Here is a 24,626-nt window from a genome sequence, read left to right as displayed (position 1 = left end):
GTCCGGAACCGTGCGGGGACGGCGGCGCCCGCGGGCGGCCGCGGGGCGTGCCGGGGGCGGGCGCCGTGCCGGTCAGGCGTGGAAGGGCAGCCCGGCGTCGGCGGCCAGTTCGAGGTCGTCCCCGTCGGGCGGCGGGAGCAGCGTCGCCATTCCGTCGGTGACCGGTACGACGCCGAGCTCCAGGAGCTCGGTCAGGGCGGCGCCGCCGGCCATGTCGCGGACCTGGAGCTGGTAGCGGGCGGTGGTGCGGTAGGCGCCCCCGGCGTCGTCCCCCGTGCGCTGGAGGAATCCGGAGTCGGTGAGGAAGGCGACGGCCTTTCCGACGATGCCGGTGGTGGAGCCGGCCAGCCTCCGGGCGTCCTTGGTGGCGCCGGTGGCACTGCGCCGGGCGTATATCCGCCAGGCCGCCTCCAGCCCGGGGGCGTCGGTCGCCGGGTCGGTGTTGTCGCCGTGCTCCTCGGCGTGTTCCTCCAGGCGGCGGCACGCCTGGCGCACGAAGGCGTCGACGCCGTTGACGGTGATCCGGCCGATGTAGGCGTCGTCGGCGAGGTCCTCGGGGCGGGGGAAGGCCATCGCGGCGACGGCGAGATGGGCGAGCCCGTGCAGGAAGCGGTCGGCGGAGTCCGCCGAGGCGCGGCGGGCGTAGTCGCCCATGCGGACGGCGAACACGGAGTCCTCGCCGGCGGTGACGACCATTCCGGCGCGCGGGGACACCTCCAGGACGACCAGGCCCAGGCCGGTGGCCACGGCGTCGGCGAGCCGGGCGAAGCCGGGCTCCTCCCGGTAGCGGCGGAGGAGTTCGCCGTAGGCGAGGTCGCGGGCGGGCGGCAGCTTGGGCTGCAGGCCGAAGGCGACCAGCCGGGCGGCGTCGGCGGCGTCGGCCGGGCTGAGGGCCGCGGGCGCCGGTCCCGCGGGGGCGGCGGGCCCGGTGGTCTCGCCGGCGTGGGCGGCGGTCGGCTCGGTCCACGCGTCGGCGTGCTGTGCGTGGTGGTCGGTCACGACGGTCGCTCCTCGGTGCGGAAACTCTGTGGTACGGGGTGGAACGGGTCGGGGCCCGCGGCGCCGACCGGGGCGGGGCGGTCCGGGCGCGGCTTCGGCGCGGCGCCGGGGCGGACCGTCCGGCGGGGCGGGACGTCGTCGGTGCGCCGGGGCGGGGCGCCGGGCCCCGGGTGCGCGGCGGGGGCCGTCCGGGGCACCGCCGGGGCACACGGGGCGCCGGTCATGAGGCCTCCGAACGGTCCGCGGCCATTCCGGCCGCGTCGAGCAGGGCCGTGCCCACTATCAGGTCCGCGCCGCCGAAGTCGGGGTCGTCGAGCGGTGTTCCGTCGTCGACGGAGAACAGCAGCCGCTCCTCGCCCTGCCGGTAGGCGGTGCCGACGGGCGGGCTCGCGGCGTGCACCGCGAGCAGGGCGACCAGATAGGCGAGTTCGGTGCCGCCGCGGCGCCGGGCCTCCGCGAGGAGTCCGGACAGCCGGCGCGGGGCGTCGTGCTCCAGGTCGAGGAGTTCCGTGGCGGTCGCCAGCTGCTCCTCGCTGAACCTGCTGTCGTCGGGGGTGGCGATCAGGTCGGGTTCCGGCATCTCGGCGCCCAGGTGCTCCCGCTCCTGGGGCGGGGTCAGCAGCATGTCGACGAGGTCGCCGAGCCGGACGGAGACGGGCGTGCGCAGCCCGGTGCCGCGGGCGAAGAAGGCGTCGGTGACCCTGATGGCCTGTTCGACGGGGAGCGGCAGCAGCGGGGCGACCAGCTGGCCGTACAGATCGAGGCCGGCGCGGGCGGCGGGCGCGGCGAACGCCTGCCGGTCCTGCTCTGCGCGGAAGAGCGGGCCGGCCTCCAGCAGCCGGGACTGGAGCTGGGTGTGACGGCGGATGCAGTCCTTGACTATGTCGACGAGTTCGGCGGCGCGGCGCTTGTGCTCGGGGTCCTCGGCCTCGTCGCGCGCCCGGCGGATGTTGGTGAGGATCGCGTTCTCGTGGCGGTAGCGGTCTGCGACGTGGTCGAGCGCCTCGGCGATCATGTCGGGGACGGCGTTGAGCCAGTCGACCGCCCGGACGTTGCGCCGGGTGGCCTCCAGGGTCTTGCGGAGGGTCTCCGCGTACTGCACGGTGCGGTAGCGGGCCTGTTCGGCGGCGAGCTGGGCGTCGGCGAGACGGCCCCGGCTGATGAGGACCTCCAGCTTCACCTCGGCGGCGATCTGGGCGCTGGTGACGTCCGTGTCGAGGGCCCCGACCAGGACGTTGACCGCTTCGTCGGTGGTCCGGAGGTAGACGGTGCCGCCGGGGCCCGGGACCTCCTCGATGAGTTTGAAGTCGTAGTCGCGGCGGACGTACAGGCCGTCGGCGCCGAACGTGCCGTACACGGCGCGGAATCCGCGGTCGACGCTGCCGACGTTGATCAGGTTCTCCAGGACCCAGCGGGCGACCCGCTCGTGCTCGGCGGCGGGGCGGTCGGGGGCCTGGGCGGCGACGCGGGCGAGGAGCCTGGCCACTATCTGGTCGTGGTCGGCGCCCGTGTCGAAGTCCATGTTGAGGGTGACGAGGTCGATCGCGGCGAGTGCGACCTCGGCCATCGCGTAGACCGTGTACTCGCCGGCCAGGTTCGCCTTGCGCGTGTCGAGGTCGTGCAGCGGCGCCGTGCAGGCGAGGGCGCGCAGCCGCCGCGCGAGCCCCTCGTCGGCGGCCGGGCCCGGCGCGGGCCGCTGCCCGGCGCCGGACCGGGGCGCGCCGTTGTCCGTGTTGGCAGGCGAAGTCACGGTGCACAGCGTAGGTCCTCACACTGACAACGGTCGAAACGACGCAGAAGCGACCCGCCCTCTCCGGGGCGGGCGCCTGCGGGCTCACCCGGGTTCGTTCCCGTGGCCGGCGCGGTCGTCGGGGCCCGGTTCCGGGGGTCCGTACCCGCCGCCGCCCGGGGTCCGGAGCACCAGGACGTCCCCGCGTTCCAGTTCGGCGGTGTCGCAGCCGCGCAGCGGGGTGACGGTCCGGCCGTCGGCGCGTTCGACGTGTTGTTCGCCCAGGGCGCCGGGCTCGCCTCCGGCCATGCCGTAGGGCGGGACCCGGCGATGGCCGGACAGCAGCGCCACGGTGACGGGTTCGAGGAAGCGGAGGCGCCGTTCCACGCCGTCGCCGCCGTGCCAGCGGCCGCGGCCGCCGCTGCCCTCCCGTACCCGGAAGCTCTCCAGCAGCACGGGCAGGCGCCATTCGAGGATCTCGGGGTCGGTGAGGCGGGAGTTGGTCATGTGGGTCTGCACGGCGTCGGCGCCGTCGAAGCCGTCGCCCGCGCCGGAGCCGCTGGCCACGGTCTCGTAGTACTGGACGCGTTCGTTACCGAAGGTGAGGTTGTTCATGGTGCCGGAGCCCTCGGCCTGGACGCCGAGGGCCGCGTAGAGCGCGCCGGTGACGGCCTGGGAGGTCTCCACGTTCCCGGCGACGGTGGCCGCGGGGTGGACGGGGGCCAGCATGCAGCCCTCCGGGATCCTCACCTCCAGGGGTTCCAGGCAACCGGCGTTGAGCGGGATGTCCTCGGCGACCAGGGTCCGGAAGACGTACAGCACCGCCGCCATGACCACGGACCGGGGGGCGTTGAAGTTCCCCGGCTGCTGCGGGGAGGTGCCGGCGAAGTCGACGACGGCGCTGCGGGCGGCCCGGTCCACGGTGAGGGCGACCTCGATGACCGCGCCGTCGTCGGTCTCGTAGCGGCAGGAGCCGTCGTGGAGTCCGGCGATGATCCGGCGGACGGACTCCTCGGCGTTGTCCTTGACGTGTCCCATGTACGCGGCGACCACCTCGGGGCCGAACTGGGCGACCATGCGCCGGAGTTCGGCGATGCCCTTCTCGTTGGCGGCGATCTGGGCGCGGAGGTCGGCGAGGTTGGCGTCCGGGTCGCGGGAGGGGTGGGCGGCGGTGGTGAGCAGCGCGCGCGTCTCGTCCTCGCGGAACCGGCCGTCGCGTACCAGCAGCCAGTTGTCGAACAGGACGCCCTCCTCGTCCACGGTGCGGCTGAAGGCGGGCATGGAGCCGGGGGTGATGCCGCCGATCTCGGCGTGGTGCCCGCGCGAGGCCACCAGGAAGCGCAGCTCGGGGCCGTCGTCCCCGGTCTCGTCGAACACGGGGGTCACCACGGTCACGTCGGGCAGATGGGTGCCGCCGTGGTACGGGTCGTTGATGGCGTACACGTCGCCGGGCCGCAGGGCGCCGGCGTTGCGGCGCAGCACCTCCTTGATGGACTCCCCCATGGAGCCGAGGTGGACGGGGATGTGCGGGGCGTTGGCGATCAGGTCGCCGCCGGCGTCGAAGAGCGCGCAGGAGAAGTCGAGCCGTTCCTTGATGTTGACGGAGTGGGCCGTGTTCTCCAGGCGCACGCCCATCTGTTCGGCGATGGACATGAAGAGGTTGTTGAAGATCTCCAGTCTGACGGGGTCGACGCGGGTCCCGACGGCCGTGCGGTCCGGGCGCGGGCGGGCCCGGGTGAGCACGAGGTGTCCGGTGTCGGTGAGGGCGGCCCGCCAGCCGGGGTCGACGACGGTGGTGGCGTCGGCCTCCGCGACGACGGCGGGGCCGGTCACGGCGTCGCCGGTGCGCAGGTCGGCGCGCCGGTGCAGCGGGGTGTCCCGCCACCGTCCCTCGCTGAACATCCGCACGGTGTCGTGCGGCGGCGGCGCCGTCTCCGCGCGGGGCGCGGTCCCGGCCGGGCGCGGCCGGCGCCGGCCGGCCGTCCCGGTCGCCTCGACCGACACCGCCTCCACGACCAGGGGTTTGTCCATGGTGAAGCCGTAGCGGGCGCGGTGCCGGTCGGTGAACGCCCCGGCCATGGCGGGCGCGTCGGCGAGTTCGACGGGGAGGGCGGTGTCGGTGCCCGCGTAGCGCAGGAGCACCCGGGCGCGGGTGGTGATCGCGTCGTCGGGGATGCCGTCGGCGCGCAGGTCGGCGCGGGTGCGTGCGGCGAGGTCGGCGCAGACTTCGCCGACCCGGGCCCGGGCCGCCTCGTCGAGTTCCGCCTCGACGGAGCGTTCGCGCATCGCGGTGGCGTCGGCGAGGCCGATGCCGTACGCGGACAGCACGCCGGCCAGCGGCGGCACGAGGACGGTGTCGACGCCCAGGGCGTCGGCGACGGCGCAGACGTGCTGGCCGCCGGCCCCGCCGAAGCCGGTCAGGGCGTAGCGCGTGATGTCGTGTCCGCGTTCCACGGAGATCTTCTTGACCGCGTTCGCCATGCTGAGCACGGCGATCTCCAGGTATCCGGCGGCGACCTCGGCGGCCGTGCGGCGCGTCCCGGTGGCGCGTGTCACCTCCTCGGCGAGCTCTTCGAACCGCCGGCGGACGAGGTCCGCGTCGAGCGGCAGGTCGCCGTCGGGTCCGAAGACGGCCGGGAAGTACGCGGGCTGGACGCGTCCGAGCATCACGTTGGCGTCCGTGACCGTCAGCGGTCCGCCCTTGCGGTAGCAGGCCGGGCCGGGGTGTGCGCCCGCGGAGTCGGGGCCGACGCGGTGGCGGCGGCCGTCGAAGTGCAGGATCGAGCCGCCGCCGGCCGCGACGGTGTGGATGTTCATCATGGGGGCGCGCATCCGCACCCCGGCGACCCGGGTGCCGAGTTCGCGCTCGAACTCGCCCGCGTAGTGCGAGACGTCGGTGGAGGTGCCGCCCATGTCGAAGCCGATGACCCGGTCGAACCCGGCCTGTTCGGAGGTGCGGGCCATGCCGACGACGCCGCCGGCGGGTCCGGAGAGCACCGCGTCCTTGCCCCGGAAGTGGGACGCCTCCCGCAGTCCGCCGTTGGACTGCATGAACATCAGCCGGATGCCGGGGAGTTCGGCGGCGATGCCGTCGACGTAGCGGCGCAGCACGGGCGAGAGGTAGGCGTCGACGACGGTGGTGTCGCCGCGCGGTACGAGCTTGATCAGCGGGCTCACCTCGTGCGAGCAGCTGACCTGGGTGAAGCCGGCGGCACGGGCCTCGGCGGCCACGGCCTTCTCGTGCGCGGGGTGGCGGTAGCCGTGCATCAGGACGACGGCGGCGGCGCGCGGTCCTTCGGCCCGGGCGGCGCGCAGCCGCTCGGCGACCGCGTCCCGGTCCAGCGGGGTCAGGATCCGGCCGCGGGCGTCGACCCGCTCGGGCACCTCGACGACCCGGTCGTACACGGCCTCGGGCAGCAGGATGCGGCGGTCGAAGAGCCGGGGCCGGTTCTGGTACGCGATGCGCAGGGCGTCCCGGAAGCCCTCCGTGATGACGAGGACGGTCGGCTCGCCGCGCCGTTCCAGCAGGGCGTTGGTGGCGACCGTGGTGCCCATCTTCACGATGCCGACCCGGTCGGCGGGCACCGGCTCGTCGGGGCCCAGGCCCAGGATCTCGCGGATTCCGGCGACGGCGGCGTCGCGGTAGCGGCCGGGGTCGTGGGAGAGCAGTTTGCGGGTGACCAGGCGGCCTTCGGGGGCCCGGGCCACGACGTCGGTGAAGGTGCCGCCACGGTCGATCCAGAACTCCCAGCGTCCGGTCATCCCCCCATACTGACGGGCGGCGCGTCCGGTGGACAGAGCGGCGGGGCCGGGCGGCGCGCCGCCGGGGCGGGCCCGTGCCCGGCCGCCGCCCGCGCCGGTCGTGGCGGGCGGCTCCCGAGGCTGCTCCCGAAGCGGCCCCGGCACGGATTCCTTCGACGGGCGGCGGCTGCGGCGCGGAGGGGTCTCCCCCCGTACGCGCCGCCCTCCCCGTACGCGGACGGCGGCGGCCGCTCAGGCCATGGGGGCGTCCGGGCCGATCCTGCTGCGGACCGCCGTCTGGACCTCGGCCTCCTCGGCGGGGTCCGCGGCGAGTCTGCGGAGCCGTTCGGCGACCCTGATGTCGCCGGTCTCCGCGTGCAGTGCGGCGACCTCGCGCGTGGTCTCCTCGCAGTCCCACAGGCATTCGACGGCGAATCCGGTGGCGAAGGAGGGGTCGGTGGCGGCCAGGGCGCGGGCCGCCCGGCCGCGCAGGTGCGAGGAGGACGTCTCGCGGTAGACGTGGCGCAGCACGGGGGCCGCGCAGGCGATGCCCAGCCGGCCGGCGCCGTCGACGAGGGTCCACAGGCGTGGCGCGTCCGGTCCCTCGCCGCGCACCGCCTCGCGCAGGGCGCCGAGGACCAGGGGGGCGTCCTGGGCGCCGCCCCGGCAGGCCAGCACGCCGGCCGCCGAAGCGCCGAGCGCGTCGGGGCGGCGGGCCCAGCGCCGGGCGCGCTCCACGGCCGGGTCGCCGCACATGCGCTCGAAGGCGGCGACCGCCGCGTCGGCGACGGTGCGCGAGGCGTCGGCCGCGGCGAGCTCGATCAGGTCGAGGGCGGCCGGGTCGGCGGCCTCGGCCAGGTAGTGCAGGGCGGCGCAGCGGGCGGCCTCCGGGCCGCCGCGGGCCGCCTCGACGATCAGGGGGCGGTCCTCTGGGCCGGCGACGGCGGTGAGGCAGCGGGCGGCCGGCACGTGCAGCGCGCTGCCGCGTTCCAGTCCCTGCTGGGCCCAGTCGAGGACGGCGCGCACGCTCCAGCCGGGGCGCGGCCCGCCGGGGCGCATCTGCCGCTGCCAGCGGTCGAAGGAACCGCGTTCCGAGGCGGCCCTGACCCGGGCGCCGACCGCTTCGCGCGGGTCGTCGGCCCAGAGCCGCCAGGGGCGGGGTTCGAAGGCGTCCCGTACGGCGGCGGCCAGCTCGGCGTCGCCCTCCTCGGTGGCCGGGAAGCGGCCGAGCACGGGCTCGGCGAGGACGCGGAGCCCCGCGTCGTCGTCGCGCAGCGCGAGCTCGTCGAGCGCCCAGGCCCAGTTGGACCCGGTCGCGGCGTAGCGCCGCAGCAGGGCCAGGGCGTCGTCGCGCCCGTACGAGGCGAGGTGGCCGAGCACGGAGAGCGCCAGGCCGGTGCGCGAGTCGTCGGTGTCGAGGTGGTCCTCGGGGGCGCACAGGTGCCGCTCGATCTCCTCGACGCCGCCGTCGAGGTCGAGGTAGAGGCGGGCGTAGTACAGGGAGCGGTTCTCCACCTGCCAGTCGTGGCGCGGGTCGCTCAGGACGCAGTGGTTGAGCGCCGCCAGGGCCTCGGGGCGGGGTGCGGCGAGCGCGTGGAGCGTGCCGTCGCCGCGGCCCCGCTGCAACAGGCCGAGCAGGGTGCCGCTCGGCGCTATGAACGGATCAAACATGGGAAGCCCTCACATCAAGCTGTCGACGCAACCGGGACTGTGCAGTTCCACGTGCCTGGCGGGCACTACGCCGCGCAGCGACATGATCGTCCGACCGCCGTCTTCCGCTTGGTGTAGAGCATCTTCCTCTGCCTCTCGTCGTCGGCCCGGAGCGGGCCCGTGACGTCATGATGACCCAGCCATTTCGCCACCGCGACCACATTTACGGCGTACCCCGTCAGCGGTCGCCGAAGAGTTCCAGCAGGTCGGCCCTGCCGAACATGCGCGCGGTCTCCCGCGCGGAGGGCGTCCCGGCCGCCGGGTCGGCGCCCGCCGCGAGCAGCGCGTCGATCACCGCCCGCTCGTCCTTGAAGACGGCTCCGGCGAGCGGCGTCTGGCCCCGGTCGTTGGCCCGGTCCGGGTCGGCGCCGCGCTCGACGAGGGCGGCGACCGCGGCGGCGTGTCCGTGGTAGGCGGCGAGCATCAGCAGCGAATCGCCCCGGTCGTTGGTGAGGTTGGCGGGCACCCCCGCGTCGACGTACGCGGCGAGGGCGTCGGTCTCGCCCCGGCGGGCCAGGTCGAAGACCTTCGTCGCCAGCGCGATCACCTCGGGATCGGGGGTTTCGCTCATCGTCGGACCGCCTTTCGTGAACCGGTAGCACCGCTGTTGACCTGCTGAGGCGTACGCCGGGAGGCGCACGAGTGAACCGACAGAGTACTGCCCGGACGCGTCGGCGGCCCGGCCCGGAGCGAGGACGGACCGCCTCGCCCCTCCCCATCGGGCATCCCGTCCATTCGGGTGAAAATACCGACTTTTCACCCGAATGCGACTTTCGTCACATAGATACTTCCGGTGAATCTGGAAGGACTCATGGTGACCGTCCCACCAACCAGGAGAAGCTCTCATGATCCTGTCCATGTCAGGCGTCGTCATCCTCGGCATCATCGTCTTCCTGTTCTTCAGGAAGGACGGCCTCAAGGCGTCGCACGCCCTCGTCACCGCCCTGTTCGGCTTCTATCTGGCGGGCACCGCCATCGCACCGAGCATCACCGCGGGAGGCGCGAGCCTCGCCAGCCTGCTGGGCGGGATCAAGTTCTGACCCTCCGTGCGACCGCTTCCGCCCCCTTCAGGTTCAGGAGACCGACGTGGCCCGGCGACCACTCCCCCGCATCCTCAGCAGCGGCGGCGTCTCGATCACTCGCGGTCGCGAGTTCGCGCGCACGGCCGCCGACGGCGCCGCCGACGTCCTCCAGCCGCTGATCACGATCGCGCGCGGGCTGCGGCGGCTGGCGGGGGCCGGACGGCGGAAGTGGGCCGCGACGCCCAAGGACAGGCGCGGCACGGCGCTGTTCTCCGTCGCGGCCTGCGTGTTCGTGCTCGCGCTCGTCCCGTACGGGTCGATCATCGCCCTGCTGTCGGTGATGGCGGCCGCCGCCTGGATGGGGCGGGACCGGACGCCCGTGAGCACCGGGCCCGACGAGACGGAGACGGGGCGGCTGCGGTCCCTGTACGAGGCGCTGGTGCCGTACTTCTCCGTGGCCGACGACCCCGATCCGCTGTACGCGCACGGCGGCGACTGGCAACGGGCCTTCGGCGACGCGGCGTTCGACGGCGACGGGCGTCCGACGCGGCTGCGGGTGTCGTACCCCGCCTGCTTCACCGACGGCGAACCCGCCTGCCGCGCCCGGATCGAGGAGGTGCTGCACGCGAAGTCGGGCCGCGGGCGCGAGTACCGCTTCGACTGGGACGAGGAGGCCAACCGGCTCCTCATGACCGTCCTCGACCCCCTGCCCACCACCGTCGGCGCCCAGCGCTTCGTCACCGCGCCCGGCGAGACGGTGCTGGGCTTCACCGACGGCGACGCCGTGCCGCGCACGGTCCCGGTGACCGACGGCGACGCCACCCGGGACGCGCCCCCGGTGGTCTGGCGGACCGGAGCCCGGTCCACCGAGCCGCATCTGCTCGTCGTCGGACAGCCCGGGAGCGGCGTCACCACGCTGCTGCGCTCCATCGCCCTGCAGGCGCTCCAGCACGGGGACGTCCTGGTCGTCGAGGGCAACGGGACCGGCGAGTACGCCTGTCTGGCGGGGCGTCACGGGGTGGCCGCCGTGGAGTGCGGCCCGGCCGGGGCGCTCACCACCCTGGAGTGGGCGGCCAACGAGACCGAGCGGCGGCTGATCACCGCGAACCGGGCCCGGCAGGCCGGCCATCCCGTCCCCGAGGACGTCCGGCGCCCGCTCTGGATCCTGCTGGACCGGCCGGGTGTCCTCGGCCATCTGGCGGCCGGCGACGGCGGGCCCGACCCCCAGGAACTGCTCCGGCTGCCGCTGCGGCACGGCAGGGCGGCCAACGTCACGGTGGTCCTGGGCGAGCAGTTCGACGACCTGGACGCCCTCGGGGAGACCGTGCGCACCCACACCCGGGCCCGGGTGGCGCTCGGCCGGTGCTCCCGTGAGCAGATCGCGTCGGTGCTGGGCGCGGAGCCGCACACCACGCCGACGCCGGAGGTCCCGCCCGGCCGGGGGTACGCGCGGCTGGGCGCCGGTCCGGTGCTGCGGCTCCAGGTCCCGGCCACCCCCGACCCGTACGACGAGGCGACCGGCGAACCGCTGCGGCGGGCGGTCCTGGGGCTGCTGCCCGGACTGCGGGCGGAGGCGGCCGGGCCCGCCGCCGGCGAGACGCCCGGCCCGGTCGAGGCGGCCCCGCCGGCCGGGACGGGCGTCCCGGACCCGGCGTCGCCGCCCGCCCTGCCCCCGGCGCTGCTCTGCGACGGCGGAAAGGGCGAAGGCTGAGCGAGGCCGCGGCCCGGGGCGCGCGGGGCAGCGAGGGACCGGGGCCCCGCCGCACGCCTCCCCCGCGTCCGCACCTCCGCGCCGCCCGTGCCGTACGCGCGGCCCGTGCCGTCCGCCCGGCGAGGGACGTGCTCAGGCCACGAAGGTCCTGGGCGCCTCGGTCTCCGCGCCCGCTCCGGAACCCACCAGCCGCGCCGCCGCCGCGAGCCGCACCGCCGCCTCGTCCGCGACCGGCCCCGCCACGGTGAACGGCAGCCGCACATACCCCTCGAAGGCGCCGTCGACCCCGAACCGGGGCCCGGACGGCACTCGCACGCCCACCCGCTCCCCCGCCACCGCCAGCCGGGAGCCGGAGAGCCCGCCGGTGCGCACCCACAGGGTCAGGCCGCCGTCCGGCACCGAGAACTCCCAGTCCGGCAGCTCCCGGCGGACCGCCGCGACCAGCGCGTCCCGGTTCTCCCGGGCCTGTTCGCGCCGCAGCCGCACCGCCTGCTCCCAACCCCCGGTGCGCATGAGCCAGTTGAGGGCCAGCTGCTCCAGGACGGGCGTCCCCATGTCCGCGTAGGCGCGGGCGGCCACCAGGCTGCGGATCACGTCCGGCGCGGCCCGCACCCAGCCGATCCGCAGGCCCGCCCAGAACGCCTTGCTCGCGGACCCGACGGTCACCACGGTGGAGCCCGCCGGGTCGAAGGCGCAGACCCGGCGCGGCATCCGGGCCTCCGGGTCGAAGTGCAGCTCGTTCATGGTCTCGTCGACGACCAGGACGGTGCCGGCGGAGCGCGCCGCGTCCACCAGGGCGCGCCGCCGGTCCTCGCCGGCCAGCGCGCCGGTGGGGTTGTGGAAGTCCGCGACCACGTAGGCGAGCCGCGGCGCGGCCTCCCGCAGCACCTGCCGCCAGCGGTTCATGTCCCAGCCGCCGAGCCCCTCCTCCATCGCCACCGGCACCAGCCGGGCCCCCGTCTCCCGCATGAGCTGGAGGATGTTGGCGTAGCTCGGGGACTCCACCGCGATCCGCTCCCCGCGCCCGGCGAAGAGGTGGCAGATGGCGTCGATCGCGCCCATCGCCCCGGTGGTGACCATGATCTGCTCGGGCATGGTCGGGACGCCCAGGGCGGTGTAGCGGTCCGCGATCATCTGCCGCAGCGCGGGCAGGCCCGCCGGGTAGTCGCCGTGGGTGTGGGCGTAGGGCGGGAGCTCCTCCAGGGCGCCCTGGACCGCCCGGGTCAGCCAGGGCTCGGGGGCGGGCAGCGAGGCGCAGCCCAGGTCGATCATGGAGCCGAGCGACTCCGGGGGCAGCGGTTCCAGGCCCCGGGCGGGCAGCGGGTTCCCGGCCGGCACGGCGGTCCAGCTGCCGGCCCCGCGGCGGGACTCCAGGAACCCCTCGGCCCGCAGCGCCTCGTACGCGGCGGCCACGGTGGTACGGCTGACGGACAGGGCGAGCGCCAGTTCGCGTTCGGCGGGGAGCCGGGCGGCCACCGGCACCCGGCCCTCCAGGACGAGCAGCCGCACCCCGTCGGCCAGCGCGCGGTAGGCGGGCGGCTTGCGCGCGCCCGGCACGGCGGGACGGGTCCGCTGGGCCCGGAGCTGCCGGGCGAGCTGTGCCGCACCAACCGCCGAAGTCCATTGCGCCATGGAAATCAGTCCACCTTCCTCGGATTGGCCATAGTTGAGAGCCGAATCCCTGCCACAGAGTGACACGCGGCAGTCCACTCCCACCACTCCAGGGGGCAAACCGTGTCCATCACCCCTGTCCCTCACGGGACACGCCTCGCCCGAAGGCTGACCCAGCTGTACGTCGGCCTCGCGCTGTACGGGGCGAGTTCGGCGCTGCTGGTCCGCTCCGGTCTCGGCCTCGAACCCTGGGGCGTGCTGCACCAGGGCCTCGCGGAGCGGACCGGGCTGACCATCGGGGTCGTGTCGATCGTCGTCGGGGCCGCCGTCCTGCTGCTGTGGATACCGATCAGGCAGCGCCCCGGGCTCGGCACCGTCTCCAACGTCTTCGCCGTCGGCCTCGCCATGGACGGGACGCTGGCGCTGGTCCCGGACGCGCACGGGCTCGCGGCGCGGACCGCCCTGATGGGCGCGGGAGTGGTGCTCAACGGCGTCGCGACGGGGCTGTACATAGCCGCGCGGTTCGGCCCGGGGCCGCGCGACGGGCTCATGACCGGACTGCACCGGCGCACCGGCCGCTCGATCCGGCTGGTCCGCACCCTGATCGAGGTCTCGGTGGTGGCGACCGGCTTCGCGCTCGGCGGCTCCCTCGGCGTCGGCACGGTCGTCTACGCCCTGGCCATCGGCCCGCTCGCCCAGTTGTTCCTGCGCCTCTTCACGGCCGGCGGGGAGCCGCGCGGGGGCGGGCCGGACGTCGCGTCCGGGCCGCACGGCGGCGCCGCGGTCACCGGCGGGACACCGGGGCAGGCCATACTGCCGCGGTGACCTCCCTACGCCATCCCTATCTGGACCATCCCGCGACGATCCCCTTCGCCCACCGGGGCGGCGCCGCCGACGGGATCGAGAACACCGCGGCCGCGTTCCGCCGGGCCGCCGACGCCGGCTACCGCTACTTCGAGACCGATGTGCACGCCACGGCGGACGGCCGGCTGGTGGCCTTCCACGACGCGACCCTGGACCGGGTCACGGACAGCCGGGGCCGGATAGCCGGGCTGCCGTGGAGCGAGGTGCGGCGGGCCCGGGTGGCGGGGCGCGAGCCGCTGCCGCTGTTCGAGGAGCTCCTGGAGAGCTTCCCGGAGGCCCGTTGGAACGTCGACATCAAGGCCGCGCCGGCGCTGGCCCCGCTGGTCGAGCTGATCCGCCGGACGAACGCCTGGGACCGGGTGTGCGTCGGCTCGTTCTCGGAGGCGCGGGTGGCCAGGGCCCACCGGCTCGCCGGTCCCCGGCTGGCCACCTCCTACGGGGTGCGCGGGGTGCTGGGCCTGCGGCTGCGCTCGTACGGCCTCCCGGCGGCGCTGCGGTCCGGCGCGGTGTGCGCGCAGGTGCCGGAGAGCCAGAACGGGATCCGGGTGGTCGACCGGCGCTTCGTGCGCGCGGCGCACGCCCGCGGGCTCCAGGTGCACGTGTGGACGGTCAACGATCCCGAGCGCATGGCCGCGCTCCTCGACCTCGGCGTGGATGGCATCATGACCGATCACATCGAGACGTTGCGCACGGTGCTGAGCGGGCGCGGGGACTGGGCCTGACATGGCGGGCGACGACTCACGGGGAGAGACGAGGGGGAGCGGATTGAGCACCGGGGCCGCCGGGAGCACGGACACCGCGGGGCCGGCGGAGCACCCGCCCGGCGCGGCGGACGCCGCGGACCGGAGACGGGAGCAACACGGCTGGTACTTCTACGACTTCGCCTGCTCCGTCTATTCGACGAGCGTGCTGACGGTGTTCCTCGGCCCGTATCTGACGTCGGTCGCCAAAGCGGCGGCCGACGCCGACGGTTTCGTGCACCCGCTCGGCCTGCCGGTGCGCGCCGGCTCGCTCTTCGCCTACGCGGTCTCGGTCTCCGTCGTGGTCGCGGTGATCGTGATGCCGTTGGCGGGAGCCGCGGCGGACCGCAGCGGGCGCAAGAAGCCGCTGCTCGCGGCCACCGCCTACGTGGGGGCCGCCGCCACCACCGGCATGTTCTTCCTGGACGGCCACCGCTATCTGCTGGGCGCGGCGCTGCTGATCGTGGCGAACGCGTCGTTCTCGGTGTCGATGGTGCTCTACAACGCCTATCTGCCGCAGATCGCCGGACCGGAGGAACGCGACACGGTCTCCTCGCGCGGCTGGGCGTTCGGCTACACCTCCGGGGCGCTCGTCCTCGTCCTCGACCTGGTGCTGTACACAGGCCACGCGTCCTTCGGGCTGTCCGAGGCGGACGCGGTCCGGATCTGTCTCGCGTCCGCCGGCGTCTGGTGGGGCGTCTTCACCCTGGTGCCGCTGCGGCGGCTGCGCGACCGTCGGGTGCCGCCGGGCGGCGGCGCGGGCGGGGGCGCGGTCGGCTCGGGGTGGCGGCAGCTGGCGGCCACCCTGCGGGACATGCGCCGGCATCCGCTGACGCTCTCCTTCCTGCTGGCGTACCTGGTCTACAACGACGGCGTGCAGACGGTGATCTCCCAGGCGTCGGTGTACGGCTCCGAGGAGCTGGGCCTCGACCAGACGACGCTGATCACAGCCGTGCTGCTGGTCCAGGTGCTCGCGGTGGCGGGGGCGCTGTGGATGGGCCGGCTGGCCCGGCGGTACGGCGCGAAGCGCACGATCCTCGGCTCGCTCGTGGTGTGGACGCTGATCCTTCTCGCCGGCTACGTGCTGCCGCCCGACGCCCCGCTGTTCTTCTACGCGCTGGCCTCGGCGATCGGCATGGTGCTCGGCGGCAGCCAGGCGCTGTCGCGGTCGCTCTTCTCGCATCTGGTGCCGCGCGGCAAGGAGGCCGAGTACTTCTCCGCGTACGAGATGAGCGACCGCGGACTGAGCTGGCTGGGCCCGCTGGTGTTCGGCATCGCATATCAGCTGACCGGAAGCTACCGGGATGCGATCATCTCGTTGGTCGTCTTCTTCGTGATCGGTTCCGTGCTGCTCGCGAGGGTGCCGGTTCGCCGGGCCGTGGCGGCCGCGGGGAACCCTGTTCCGGAACGGATCTAGCCAAGTGATCCGGAACGGATTTAGACGTTGAAGTGAAAGGCCGGTAGTGTACGCCTTTGGCCTGCCCGGAGGACCGTTACTGCGAGTGGAAGAAGCAGAACCGTTGGGTGACAACTTCCGCCAGATGTGACAAACCGGGCGTTGGCGGGTACCTCAACCCTGAAGAAGCAGCGGCACGACGGGCGACGCATGACCGGCAACGGGAATCTTTGCCGCCGACCGGACGTTGACCGGATGACGACGACAGCGACACCTGTCCTGTGGGCGACAAGCCCGGGAGGCACGATTCATGAGTGAGCGAGCTCTCCGCGGCACGCGGCTCGTGGTTACCAGCTACGAGACGGACCGTGGCATCGATCTGGCCCCGCGCCAGGCGGTGGAGTACGCATGCCAGAACGGACATCGATTCGAGATGCCGTTCTCGGTGGAGGCGGAGATTCCGCCGGAGTGGGAGTGCAAGGCGTGCGGCGCCATGGCACTCCTGGTGGACGGCGACGGCCCCGAGGAGAAGAAGGGCAAGCCCGCGCGCACGCACTGGGACATGCTCATGGAGCGGCGCACCCGTGAGGAGCTGGAAGAGGTCCTGGCCGAGAGGCTGGCGGTGCTGCGCTCCGGAGCCATGAACATCGCCGTGCACCCGCGGGACAGCAGGAAGTCCGCCTGACCGCACCATCCCGGCGCGGCGGGTGACCTGGCATGACGGAGCCGCGGGCCGTGGCACACCGAGTGTGTGCACGGCCCGCGGCTCCGTCGTGCCACGGCGGGTCCGCCCCGCCGCCCGGGCCGCGCCCCCGCGGGGCGGACCTTGCGGGGCGGGCGGGCCCGCCGTGATCGGATCAGGGGGTCAGCGGCGGCCGGGGGCCGTCGTCGGGACGGGCGTCCCGCTGCCGCTCGTCCTCGTGGCGGATGACCTCACCCTGCACGATCTTCCCGTCCGGCCGGTGAATGCGGGCCTGCTGAAAGGCGTCGGAGAGGCTTCCCGGCGACGCGGCGCGCATCCGGCGGTCCAGCGACCGCTCCGCGTACCGGCCCAGCGCGGACCGCACCCGCGGGATCAGCAGCAGGAGCCCCGCCGCGTCGGAGACCGGACCCGGGATGATCAGCAGCAGTCCGCCGAGCATCAGGAAGCCGTTGCCGCCGCCGGTGGGGGCGGCCGGCTCGGCGGCGTCGGCGCCGGGCTGCCCGGGCATCCGCTGAAGCGTCTCGGCGAGATTGCGGAAGGCCCGGCGGCCCGCCCGCTTGACCACGGCCGAGCCGAGGACGATCCCCGCCACCAGGAGCAGCAGCACGGCGAGCCCGCCGGCCGCGTCGGCCACGACGGTGAGCAGCCAGATCTCCAGCACCGCCCAGGCGGCGACGGCGAGCGGGACGAAGGTGCGGGTGCGGGAACGCGGTGGGGCGGTCGGAGGCGGTGTTCCGGTCGTCATGGTCCCCAGTGTGCCCGTACGCGCGTCCCGGCGGCGTAGGGGGGTGGGGTGATCGTGGCGCGGGCGGCGGTCCGCGCCGCGCCGCCGCGGGGGATCAGTCGGCCCTGCGGCCGAGGACCCGGTTCGTACGGGAGGCGACCCCCCAGGAGGTGACCCGCCAGAGGGCCTCGACCAGGATGTCGCGGCTCATCTTCGAGTCGCCGATCTCGCGGTCCACGAAGGTGATCGGGACCTCGACGACGTGGTACCCCGCCTCGACGGCGCGGCGGGCCAGGTCGACCTGGAAGCAGTACCCCTGGGAGGCGACCTGGTCGAGGCCGATGCCCTGGAGGGTCTCGGCGCGGAAGGCCCGGTAGCCGCCCGTGACGTCCCGGGTCCGCAGCCCCAGCAGCAGCCGGGAGTAGGTGCTTCCGCCGCGCGAGATCATCTCCCGGGACTTCGGCCAGTTGACGACCCGGCCGCCCGGCACCCAGCGGGAGCCGAGCACCAGGTCGGCGCCCTTGAGCGCGGTGAGTAGCCGGGGCAGTTCCTCGGGCTGGTGGGAGCCGTCGGCGTCCATCTCCACCAGGACGCCGTAGCCGCGCTCGATGCCCCAGTGGAAGCCCGCGAGGTAGGCGGCGCCCAGGCCCTCCTTGCCCTCGCGGTGCAGCACCCGGACCTGCTCGTCGCCCGCGGCGATCTCGTCGGCGACCTTGCCGGTGCCGTCGGGGCTGTTGTCGTCGGCGACCAGGATGTCGGCCTCCGGCACGGCGGCGCGCACCCGGCTGACGATCGGCCCGATGTTCCCGGCCTCGTTGTAGGTCGGGATGATCACCAAGGTTCTGCCGAGCGGGCCATATCGCCTCTGACCGCCGTCGTTCACTTACTGCCCCTTCAGTCGCAACGCAGGAGCACACCATATCCAGCGCGCGGGGGCCGTACGCCGACGCGGTCGGGCACACGCGCGCGGCACCGCGGACAGAAGGAGGGAAGTGCGGACAGAACCGCGCGAGGGGGATCTACGGTGGGGGCCCGGCGCCCTTCGGGCCGGCCTGGGACCCGCTGGCTGCGGGTCGACCGAGAGCCGTTGTCTACTGGACGTCCGGGCCCCACCGGGTCGCACCCCCGTCCGGCCGATGTCCTCCCTCGCCACCGAGGCGCGGGCGCTGAACCTGGCTGTCAGTGGTGGTGCGCCGGTGCGGCACGCCACCCCGTGACCCAGCGGCGTTCGACGACTGCGTGGAGGTTCGACCGGTCGGGCGTCCTGTGGTGGACCCGGCCGAACCTACCGGCCGGTGGGCGCGTTCTGTCAATACCCACCTGACCTGCGACATTCAGAGAACTTTCCTGGTCAGTAGCAAAGATCCGCAGGTCGTGACGGAACGGGAGAACCCTCGATCGACGGTGCGAAATGTCCGCACGTCACTCGTTCGGCCGTACGTAGACAGTTTGTCCGAAGACCACGGTCCGCAGACAGACCGGGAGGTCGGCGCCCGGGGTGAGATCGGGCAGGCCGGGGGTGCCCGACCTGGGGTCGGTCGACCAGCGGGCGACCCGGTCGTCCGGTGCCTGGACCAGCAGGCCGCCGGTGCGCCAGACCGCGTAGTCGGCCGGGGCGCCGGGCACCAGCGTGCCCGCGTCGTCGCGGCCGACGGCCCGCCAGCCGCCCCGGGTGTGCGCGGTGAAGCCCGCGCGCACGGAGATCCGGTGCTCGGGCGTGCGGTGGAACGCGGCGGCCCGCACGGTCCCCCACGGGTCCAGCGGGGTCACCGGGCTGTCCGAGCCGAACGCCAGGGGCACACCGGCCCGCAGGAGCGCCGCGTACGGGTTGAGGGTCCTGGCCCGTTCGACGCCCAGCCGCCGCGCGTACATGCCGTCCTCCCCGCCCCAGGCGGCGTCGAAGGCGGGCTGCACCGAGGCGGTCAGCCCCAGTTCCGCGAAGGCGGCGACGGTCTCGGGGGTGAGCATCTCGGCGTGCTCGACCCGGTGCCGGGCGGCCCGGATCCGGGCAAGGCCGAGCTTCTCGGAGGCGGCCCGGACGCCCTCCACCACGGCGGAGACCGCCGCGTCGCCGATGGCGTGGAACCCGGCCTGGAGCCCGGCCTCGGTGCAGGCGGCGACATGGGCGGCGACGGCCGCCGCGTCGAGATGGGCGGTGCCGGTGTGCCCGGCCGGGCCGTCGGCGTACGGCTCGTGGAGACAGGCGGTGTGCGAGCCGAGCGAGCCGTCGGCGAAGAGGTCCCCGGCGGCGCCGATCGCGCCCAGTTCGCGGACCCGGCGGGCGTCCTTCTCGTCGGCGACCCGCTCCGCCCAGTAGCCGAGGACCCGCGGTCCGGGCTCCTCGGCGGCGAGCTTCAGCAGCCCGGTGAAGTCCTCCTCGTCGGAGATGTCCGGGCCGCCGCACTCGTGGACGGAGCCGATGCCCAGGGACGCGGCGCGGCGCAGCGCGGCCCGCTGGGCGTCGGCGCGCTGGCGCGGGGAGACGGCGCCGTGGGCCGCGGCGCGCACCGCGTGGTGGGCGGCGTCGGTCAGCGGGCCGTCGGGGTGGTGACCGGCCAGCGCGGTGACGCCGGGGACCAGGTCGAGCAGGGCGGTGGTGACGACCGCGGAGTGCACGTCGACGCGGGGCAGGTAGGTCGGCCGGCCGCCGGCCGCCTCGTCGAGCTCGGCGCGCGACGGGGGCCGGCCCTCCGGCCAGCGGGCGGCGTCCCAGCCGTGGCCGAGGACGACCCGGTCGGCCGGGTGCGCGGCCACGTGCGCGCGCAGCAGCCCGAGGGCCTCGCCGAGGGTCCGGGCGGCGGAGAGGTCGAGGCCGGTGAGCGCCAGGCCGGTCGACGTGGTGTGCACATGGGCGTCGGTGAACGCCGGGGTGACCAGGGCGCCTTCGAGGTCGATCACCTCGTCGACGCCGCTCGCGAAGGCGTCGGCGGCCCCCTCGGAGCCCACCCAGGCGACATGGCCGCGTTCCACGACCATGGCGGTGGCGAAGGGGTCGGCGGGGCTGTGGACGTCTCCACCGCGCAGCAGCACGGTGCGGTGTTCGCTCTGGGGGGCGGTGCTCTCGGTCATGGGACCAGTCTCCCGCCTGCCCGGAGCCGTGCCGTCCGCGCCCCCCTCGGCCTCGCCTCGCCTCCCCTCCGGATCCGCCGGCCCTCCCGGGTCCCCCGGTCCTTCGGGGCCGGCGGGCCTCTCCCCCGGTTCCTCGGCCCCCCGGTTCCTCGGCCCCCCGGTTCCTCGGACCCCCGGTTCCTCAGACCTTCGGGGGCCGGGCCTCGTACGGCGTGGACAGGACCACGGTGGTCCGGGTGGAGACGCCGGCCAGCGAGCGGATCCGGGTGAGCAGGTGCTCCAGCTCCAGCGGGGAGGCGACCCGCACCTTGAGGATGTAGTTCTCGTCGCCCGCGACGCTGTGGCACGCCTCCAGCTCGGGGACGTCCGCGAGCCGGTCCGCGATGTCGTCCGGCGCGCTGGGGTCGAAGGGTTTCACCGAGATGAACGCGGTGATCGGCAGGCCGACGGCCTCCGGGTCGACGACGGCCGCGTAGCCCCGGATCACCCCGCGCTGCTCCAGCCTGCGGACGCGCTGATGAACGGCCGAGGTGGACAGGCCCGTGGCCTTGCCCAGGTCGGTGTAGCTCATCCGCCCGTCCTTGACGAGCAACTCAACGATCTGTCGGTCCAGCTCCTCCATGCGGATCAACCTATTGCCCGGGCGTCTCCAGGAACAGCGGGGAGGGCCCCTCGGAGGCATCTGCGGCAGGCATGTGACGAACGCCACATGCTTACGACGCGGTAGGCGGTCACCCCGCGGTTACGGCCGACGCCCGACGGGAAGTGCTTGCTGAGGTCCAGGCCGTGGCGCCGGACCGGCCCACCCGAGGGGGGAAATTCCCATGCAGAGCCTGAAGCTCACCGAACGTCCCGAGCCGGAATCCGTCGATCCGGTCGAGGACGACACACCCGACGCGTACGACATGTGCGAGATGTACCGGGTGATCTGCCCCGACTGCACCCGGCCGATCGCGCTGCTGGCGGACGAGGACGTGCTCCCGGAGCACGCGCTGTGCCCGACGCCGTGGAACCCGTTCGTCCTGAAGGTCTGCTCCGGCACGGGCCGGTCGGTGTCCCGGACGCTGCCCGCCGACGAGTCGCCCGACCTCCAGGAGCAGGAGACCGGCCTGCTGCTGACGCTTCCCCAGGGGCTGGACTGGCGGATGCAGCCGTTCTCGCACGCCGGCGGTCCCGGCTCGCGTCCGCTGCGGGCGCCGCGGATGCGCCGCGAGGCCGCCTGAGACACGCTTCCGCCCCCGGTCGCACGGGGGCCCGGCCACCGTCCGGGCCCGTCCGCCGGGGGTCACGTACGTCGGGGGGCGTGCGCGGCGCGCGACACGGGGCCGCCCCACGCGCCGGACACCGCGGACGGCTCGCAGCGGGCCGCCGCGCCCGGACGGCCCGGAACGGCCGCGGCCGCGCGGCGTACGGCCGGAAGCGCCCCGCCGGACCCCGGTGGCGGCGCCGCGCGCGGAGCCGGCCGGAGGACCGGTGCCCGGGAACCCGCCGAACGGGCTCTCGAATCGGCCGGGCAGTGACCCGGGCCCGCCGCCCGCCGTTGGCCCGGTATGACCCCGCCGCATCCGACGGCCCGTGCCGGTCGTCTCCCCACCGCCCCGCCCTCCGAAGAATCGGTTCCGCAGCCGGGTGCGCAGCCGCCGCCCAGGACGCCGCCGCACTCCGCCGATCCGCCCATCTTCCGGGCGCTGCTGCGCCATTGGGAGAACACCGGGCGGACCGTGCCGGGCCGCCACGACCAGGAGTGGAACCGGATCGTGGCGACGCCCGTGTGGTCGCGGCGGCCGCCGTGGGTCAGCGGCTCTCGGGACCCGCGAGGTGGCGGGCGATGACCATGCGCTGGATCTGGTTGGTGCCCTCGACGATCTGCAGCACCTTGGCCTCCCGCATCAGCCGCTCGACCGGGAAGTCGGCGGTGTAGCCGTAGCCGCCGAGGACCTGGACGGCGTCGACGGTGACCTGCATGGCCGTGTCCGTGCAGAACAGCTTGGCCATGGCCGCCTGCCGTGAGAACGCCTTGCCCTCGTCGCGCAGCCGGGCCGCCTCCAGGTACAGCGCCCGGCCCGCCTCGATCCGGGTGGCCATGTCGGCGAGCATGAAGCGCAGGCCCTGGAAGTCGGCGATGGGGCGGCCGAACTGCTGCCGGCCGGTGGCGTAGGAGAGGGCCTCGGTCAGGGCCGCCTGGGCGACCCCGATCGCGCAGGCCGCGATGCCCAGGCGTCCGGAGTCCAGCGCGGACAGGGCGATCGCGAAGCCCTGGCCCTCGTCGCCGATGCGGCGGGCGTCGGGGACCCGTACGCCGTCGAAGTTCAGCTGGGCGGTGGGCGAGCCCTTCATACCCATCTTCTTCTCGGGGGCGGCCGCGTTCAGGCCCTCGGCGTCGCCGGGGACCAGGAAGGCGGTGATGCCGCGGGGGCCCTCGCCGCCGGTGCGCGCCAGGACCGTGTAGAAGTCCGCGATGCCGCCGTGGGTGATCCAGGCCTTGGTGCCGGTGACGACCCATTCCTCGCCGTCCCGCACGGCCTTGGTGCGCAGCGAGGCGGCGTCGGATCCGGCGGCGGGCTCGGAGAGGCAGTAGGCGCCGAGCAGGCCCCCGCCCAGCATCGCCGGGAGGTGTGCGTCGCGCTGCTCCGCGGTGCCGTATCCGGCGAGCGCGTGACAGGCGAGGGTGTGGACGCTGACGCCGAGGCCGACGGTGAGCCGGGCGGCGGCGAGCTCCTCCAGGACCTGGAGGTAGACCTCGTACGGCTGGTCGCCGCCGCCGTGGGCGGAGTCGTAGGGCAGCCCGAGCAGTCCCGAGTCGGAGAGCAGGGCGAAGACCTCGCGTGGGAAACGGCCCGCTTCCTCCTCCTCGGCCGCCCGGGGGGCGATCTCCCGCTGGGCGATGTCACGGACGAGCGCGAGCAGTTGCCCGGCTTCCTCGGTCGGCAGACGGCGTTCCACCGAGTGCGGGGCACGGTCGGACATGGTGCGCTCTCCTCCCTGTCGGGCGTTGCGTCGGCCGCGCGCGCGGGGTGTGGGCGGCGCCGCCGGGGCTTTCGGACAGCGCCCGAAGGAGCACTGCCGCCCAGCCTGCGCCGGTCCCCCGGATTACGAGAGCTGCTGGCCAGCGGCTGTGGCGGCTTGAGTATGCCCGATCGGACGATATCCGTCACGGGGTCGCCGGGCGACTCGGCGGAGGCCGGAACGATCACCGGGAATTGGTCCGAACCATTGACCCAACTGGTCTAGTCCATCTACGGTTTCACCCGAACCGGCATTTCCGCGTTCATGCCAAGTGCACGGCATGGCCGGGATCGCTCCCCCCACCGTTCCCTCCCCCACGAGGAGACAAGATGTCCGGACAGCACCGCGCCCGTACCCGCGCCCGGGCGTTCGCCGCGGCCGCCTGTACGACGGCCCTCGGCGCCGCCCTGCTGGGCGTGGCCGGCACCGCCCCGGCCGGCGCGACCCCCGCCGCACCGGCCGCCTCCCCCACGGCGGCCGGTGACAAGGTGGTCGGCTACTTCACCGACTGGGGCGTCTACCAGCGCGATTACCACGTGAAGAACATCGAGACCTCGGGCTCGGCCGACGAACTCACCCACATCAACTACGCGTTCGGCAACGTCACCGGCGGCAGGTGCGCGATCGGCGACGAGTACGCCGACTACGACATGGCGTACACCGCGGACAAGTCCGTCGACGGCGTCGCGGACACCTGGGACCAGGATCTGCGCGGCAGCTTCAACCAGCTGCGCAAGCTCAAGAAGCTGCACCCGAACCTCAAGGTGCTGTGGTCGTTCGGCGGCTGGACCTGGTCCGGCGGCTTCGGCGAGGCCGCGAAGAACCCGGCCGCGTTCGCCGAGTCCTGCTACAACCTGGTGAAGGACCCCCGCTGGGCCGATGTCTTCGACGGCATCGACATCGACTGGGAGTACCCCAACGCCTGCGGCCTGACCTGCGACACCAGCGGACGCGACGCCTTCGGCGGGCTGCTGGCCGCGGTGCGCTCCAAGTTCGGCGCGGACAACCTGGTCACCGCCGCGATCTCCGCCGACGCCTCCGACGGCGGCAAGCTGGACGCGGTGGACTACGGCGCCGCGGCGAAGTACGTCGACTGGTACAACCCGATGACGTACGACTTCTTCGGCGCCTGGGACGCGCAGGGCCCGACCGCCCCGCACTCCCCGCTGACCTCCTACGAGGGCATCCCGCGGGACGGCTTCAACAGCGAGGCCGCCATCGAGAAGCTGAAGGCGCAGGGCGTCCCCGCCTCCAAGCTGCTGCTCGGCGTCGGCTTCTACGGCCGCGGCTGGACCGGCGTCACCCAGGACGCGCCCGGCGGCACCGCCACCGGCGCCGCCCCCGGCACCTACGAGGCCGGCATCGAGGACTACAAGGTCCTCAGGAACAGCTGCCCCGCCACCGGCACCGTCGCCGGCACCGCGTACGCGCGCTGCGGCTCCAACTGGTGGAGCTACGACACCCCGGAGACCCTCGCCGGGAAGATGGACTACAAGAACCGGGAGGGCCTCGGCGGCACGTTCTTCTGGGAGCTGAGCGGCGACACCGCCGACGGAGAGCTGATCAAGGCGATCGGCTGAGGAACGTCCGGTCCCGCGGCG

At 74.4% G+C, this 24,626-nt stretch carries 19 protein-coding genes; 8 read left to right on the top strand and 11 right to left on the bottom strand.

Features of this window, described 5'->3' with window-relative positions; all coding sequences use genetic code 11:
* Nucleotides 1-72: 72 nt before the first annotated feature.
* The 5 genes from WA762_RS21730 to WA762_RS21710 all read right to left on the bottom strand — a co-directional run bounded on the left by WA762_RS21730 (nt 73) and on the right by WA762_RS21710 (nt 8,750).
* Entirely contained in the window at nt 73-999 is a 927-nt protein-coding gene (locus WA762_RS21730) for a hypothetical protein (protein WP_335937648.1), read from the bottom strand.
* 220 nt (nt 1,000-1,219) lie between these two features.
* Nucleotides 1,220-2,749, bottom strand: coding sequence for a hypothetical protein (locus tag WA762_RS21725; protein WP_335937647.1), 1,530 nt, complete (start codon nt 2,747-2,749; stop codon nt 1,220-1,222).
* An 84-nt stretch (nt 2,750-2,833) separates the two neighbouring features.
* Nucleotides 2,834-6,490 (bottom strand): hydantoinase B/oxoprolinase family protein, encoded by a 3,657-nt coding sequence (locus tag WA762_RS21720; RefSeq protein WP_335937646.1) that lies wholly within the window; start codon nt 6,488-6,490, stop codon nt 2,834-2,836.
* 231 nt (nt 6,491-6,721) lie between these two features.
* Complete coding sequence (locus tag WA762_RS21715) at nt 6,722-8,140, bottom strand: HEAT repeat domain-containing protein (protein ID WP_335937645.1); 1,419 nt, start codon at nt 8,138-8,140, stop codon at nt 6,722-6,724.
* A 217-nt stretch (nt 8,141-8,357) separates the two neighbouring features.
* The gene (locus WA762_RS21710) at nt 8,358-8,750 is read right to left on the bottom strand and encodes an ankyrin repeat domain-containing protein (RefSeq protein WP_335937644.1); all 393 of its coding nucleotides are present in this window, start codon (nt 8,748-8,750) and stop codon (nt 8,358-8,360) included.
* Nucleotides 8,751-9,024: 274 nt separating this feature from the next.
* On the opposite strand from WA762_RS21710, the gene WA762_RS21705 reads away from it, so the two are divergent.
* Nucleotides 9,025-9,219 carry a hypothetical protein gene (locus WA762_RS21705; protein WP_335937643.1) on the top strand — a complete coding sequence of 65 codons (195 nt, stop codon included), beginning with the start codon at nt 9,025-9,027 and terminating at the stop codon, nt 9,217-9,219.
* 46 nt (nt 9,220-9,265) lie between these two features.
* Nucleotides 9,266-10,912, top strand: a complete 1,647-nt coding sequence (locus WA762_RS21700; RefSeq protein WP_335937642.1) for a hypothetical protein — start codon at nt 9,266-9,268, stop codon at nt 10,910-10,912.
* Between the two features lie 132 nt (nt 10,913-11,044).
* Here the strand turns inward: WA762_RS21700 and WA762_RS21695 are convergent, their stop codons facing one another.
* A complete protein-coding gene (locus WA762_RS21695; RefSeq protein WP_335937641.1) occupies nt 11,045-12,544 on the bottom strand; it encodes an SCO1417 family PLP biosynthesis transcription factor in 1,500 nt (499 codons plus the stop codon).
* A gap of 102 nt (nt 12,545-12,646) precedes the next feature.
* Between WA762_RS21695 and yczE the strand changes: the two genes are divergently transcribed.
* From yczE to WA762_RS21675, 4 genes are all read left to right on the top strand, one after another.
* Nucleotides 12,647-13,348: a membrane protein YczE gene (yczE, locus tag WA762_RS21690; RefSeq protein ID WP_335937640.1), complete on the top strand. Its 702-nt coding sequence runs from the start codon at nt 12,647-12,649 to the stop codon at nt 13,346-13,348.
* Nucleotides 13,345-14,109 carry a glycerophosphodiester phosphodiesterase family protein gene (locus WA762_RS21685; RefSeq protein ID WP_335937639.1) on the top strand — a complete coding sequence of 255 codons (765 nt, stop codon included), beginning with the start codon at nt 13,345-13,347 and terminating at the stop codon, nt 14,107-14,109. Before yczE ends, WA762_RS21685 begins: the two co-directional genes overlap by 4 nt.
* Nucleotides 14,110-14,152: 43 nt before the next feature.
* Nucleotides 14,153-15,544, top strand: a complete 1,392-nt coding sequence (locus WA762_RS21680; RefSeq protein WP_335937638.1) for an MFS transporter — start codon at nt 14,153-14,155, stop codon at nt 15,542-15,544.
* Between the two features lie 289 nt (nt 15,545-15,833).
* The gene (locus tag WA762_RS21675; protein ID WP_007262928.1) at nt 15,834-16,208 is read left to right on the top strand and encodes an RNA polymerase-binding protein RbpA; all 375 of its coding nucleotides are present in this window, start codon (nt 15,834-15,836) and stop codon (nt 16,206-16,208) included.
* A gap of 172 nt (nt 16,209-16,380) precedes the next feature.
* On the opposite strand, the gene fxsA is transcribed toward WA762_RS21675, so the two are convergent.
* The 4 genes from fxsA to WA762_RS21655 all read right to left on the bottom strand — a co-directional run bounded on the left by fxsA (nt 16,381) and on the right by WA762_RS21655 (nt 20,641).
* Nucleotides 16,381-16,971: an FxsA family membrane protein gene (gene fxsA / locus WA762_RS21670; protein ID WP_335937636.1), complete on the bottom strand. Its 591-nt coding sequence runs from the start codon at nt 16,969-16,971 to the stop codon at nt 16,381-16,383.
* 94 nt (nt 16,972-17,065) lie between these two features.
* Nucleotides 17,066-17,833 (bottom strand): polyprenol monophosphomannose synthase, encoded by a 768-nt coding sequence (locus tag WA762_RS21665; protein WP_335937635.1) that lies wholly within the window; start codon nt 17,831-17,833, stop codon nt 17,066-17,068.
* Between the two features lie 539 nt (nt 17,834-18,372).
* A complete protein-coding gene (locus tag WA762_RS21660; RefSeq protein ID WP_335937634.1) occupies nt 18,373-20,019 on the bottom strand; it encodes an amidohydrolase in 1,647 nt (548 codons plus the stop codon).
* Nucleotides 20,020-20,200: 181 nt separating this feature from the next.
* Nucleotides 20,201-20,641 (bottom strand): Lrp/AsnC family transcriptional regulator, encoded by a 441-nt coding sequence (locus WA762_RS21655; RefSeq protein WP_335937633.1) that lies wholly within the window; start codon nt 20,639-20,641, stop codon nt 20,201-20,203.
* Between the two features lie 202 nt (nt 20,642-20,843).
* Here WA762_RS21655 and WA762_RS21650 point away from each other — a divergent pair, with 202 nt between their 5' ends.
* Nucleotides 20,844-21,242 (top strand): hypothetical protein, encoded by a 399-nt coding sequence (locus WA762_RS21650; RefSeq protein WP_335937632.1) that lies wholly within the window; start codon nt 20,844-20,846, stop codon nt 21,240-21,242.
* Nucleotides 21,243-21,813: 571 nt separating this feature from the next.
* On the opposite strand, the gene WA762_RS21645 is transcribed toward WA762_RS21650, so the two are convergent.
* On the bottom strand, nt 21,814-22,986 hold the full coding sequence (locus WA762_RS21645; protein WP_335937630.1) for an acyl-CoA dehydrogenase family protein: 1,173 nt from the start codon (nt 22,984-22,986) through the stop codon (nt 21,814-21,816).
* A gap of 368 nt (nt 22,987-23,354) precedes the next feature.
* Here WA762_RS21645 and WA762_RS21640 point away from each other — a divergent pair, with 368 nt between their 5' ends.
* A complete protein-coding gene (locus WA762_RS21640; RefSeq protein ID WP_335937628.1) occupies nt 23,355-24,605 on the top strand; it encodes a glycoside hydrolase family 18 protein in 1,251 nt (416 codons plus the stop codon).
* Nucleotides 24,606-24,626: the final 21 nt, after the last annotated feature.

It is taken from the genome of Streptomyces tyrfis (genome assembly GCF_037034285.1).
Lineage (GTDB): Bacteria > Actinomycetota > Actinomycetes > Streptomycetales > Streptomycetaceae > Streptomyces.
The sequence above is the reverse complement of the archived record's forward strand: the minus strand, read 5'-3'. Positions and strand labels throughout refer to the sequence as shown.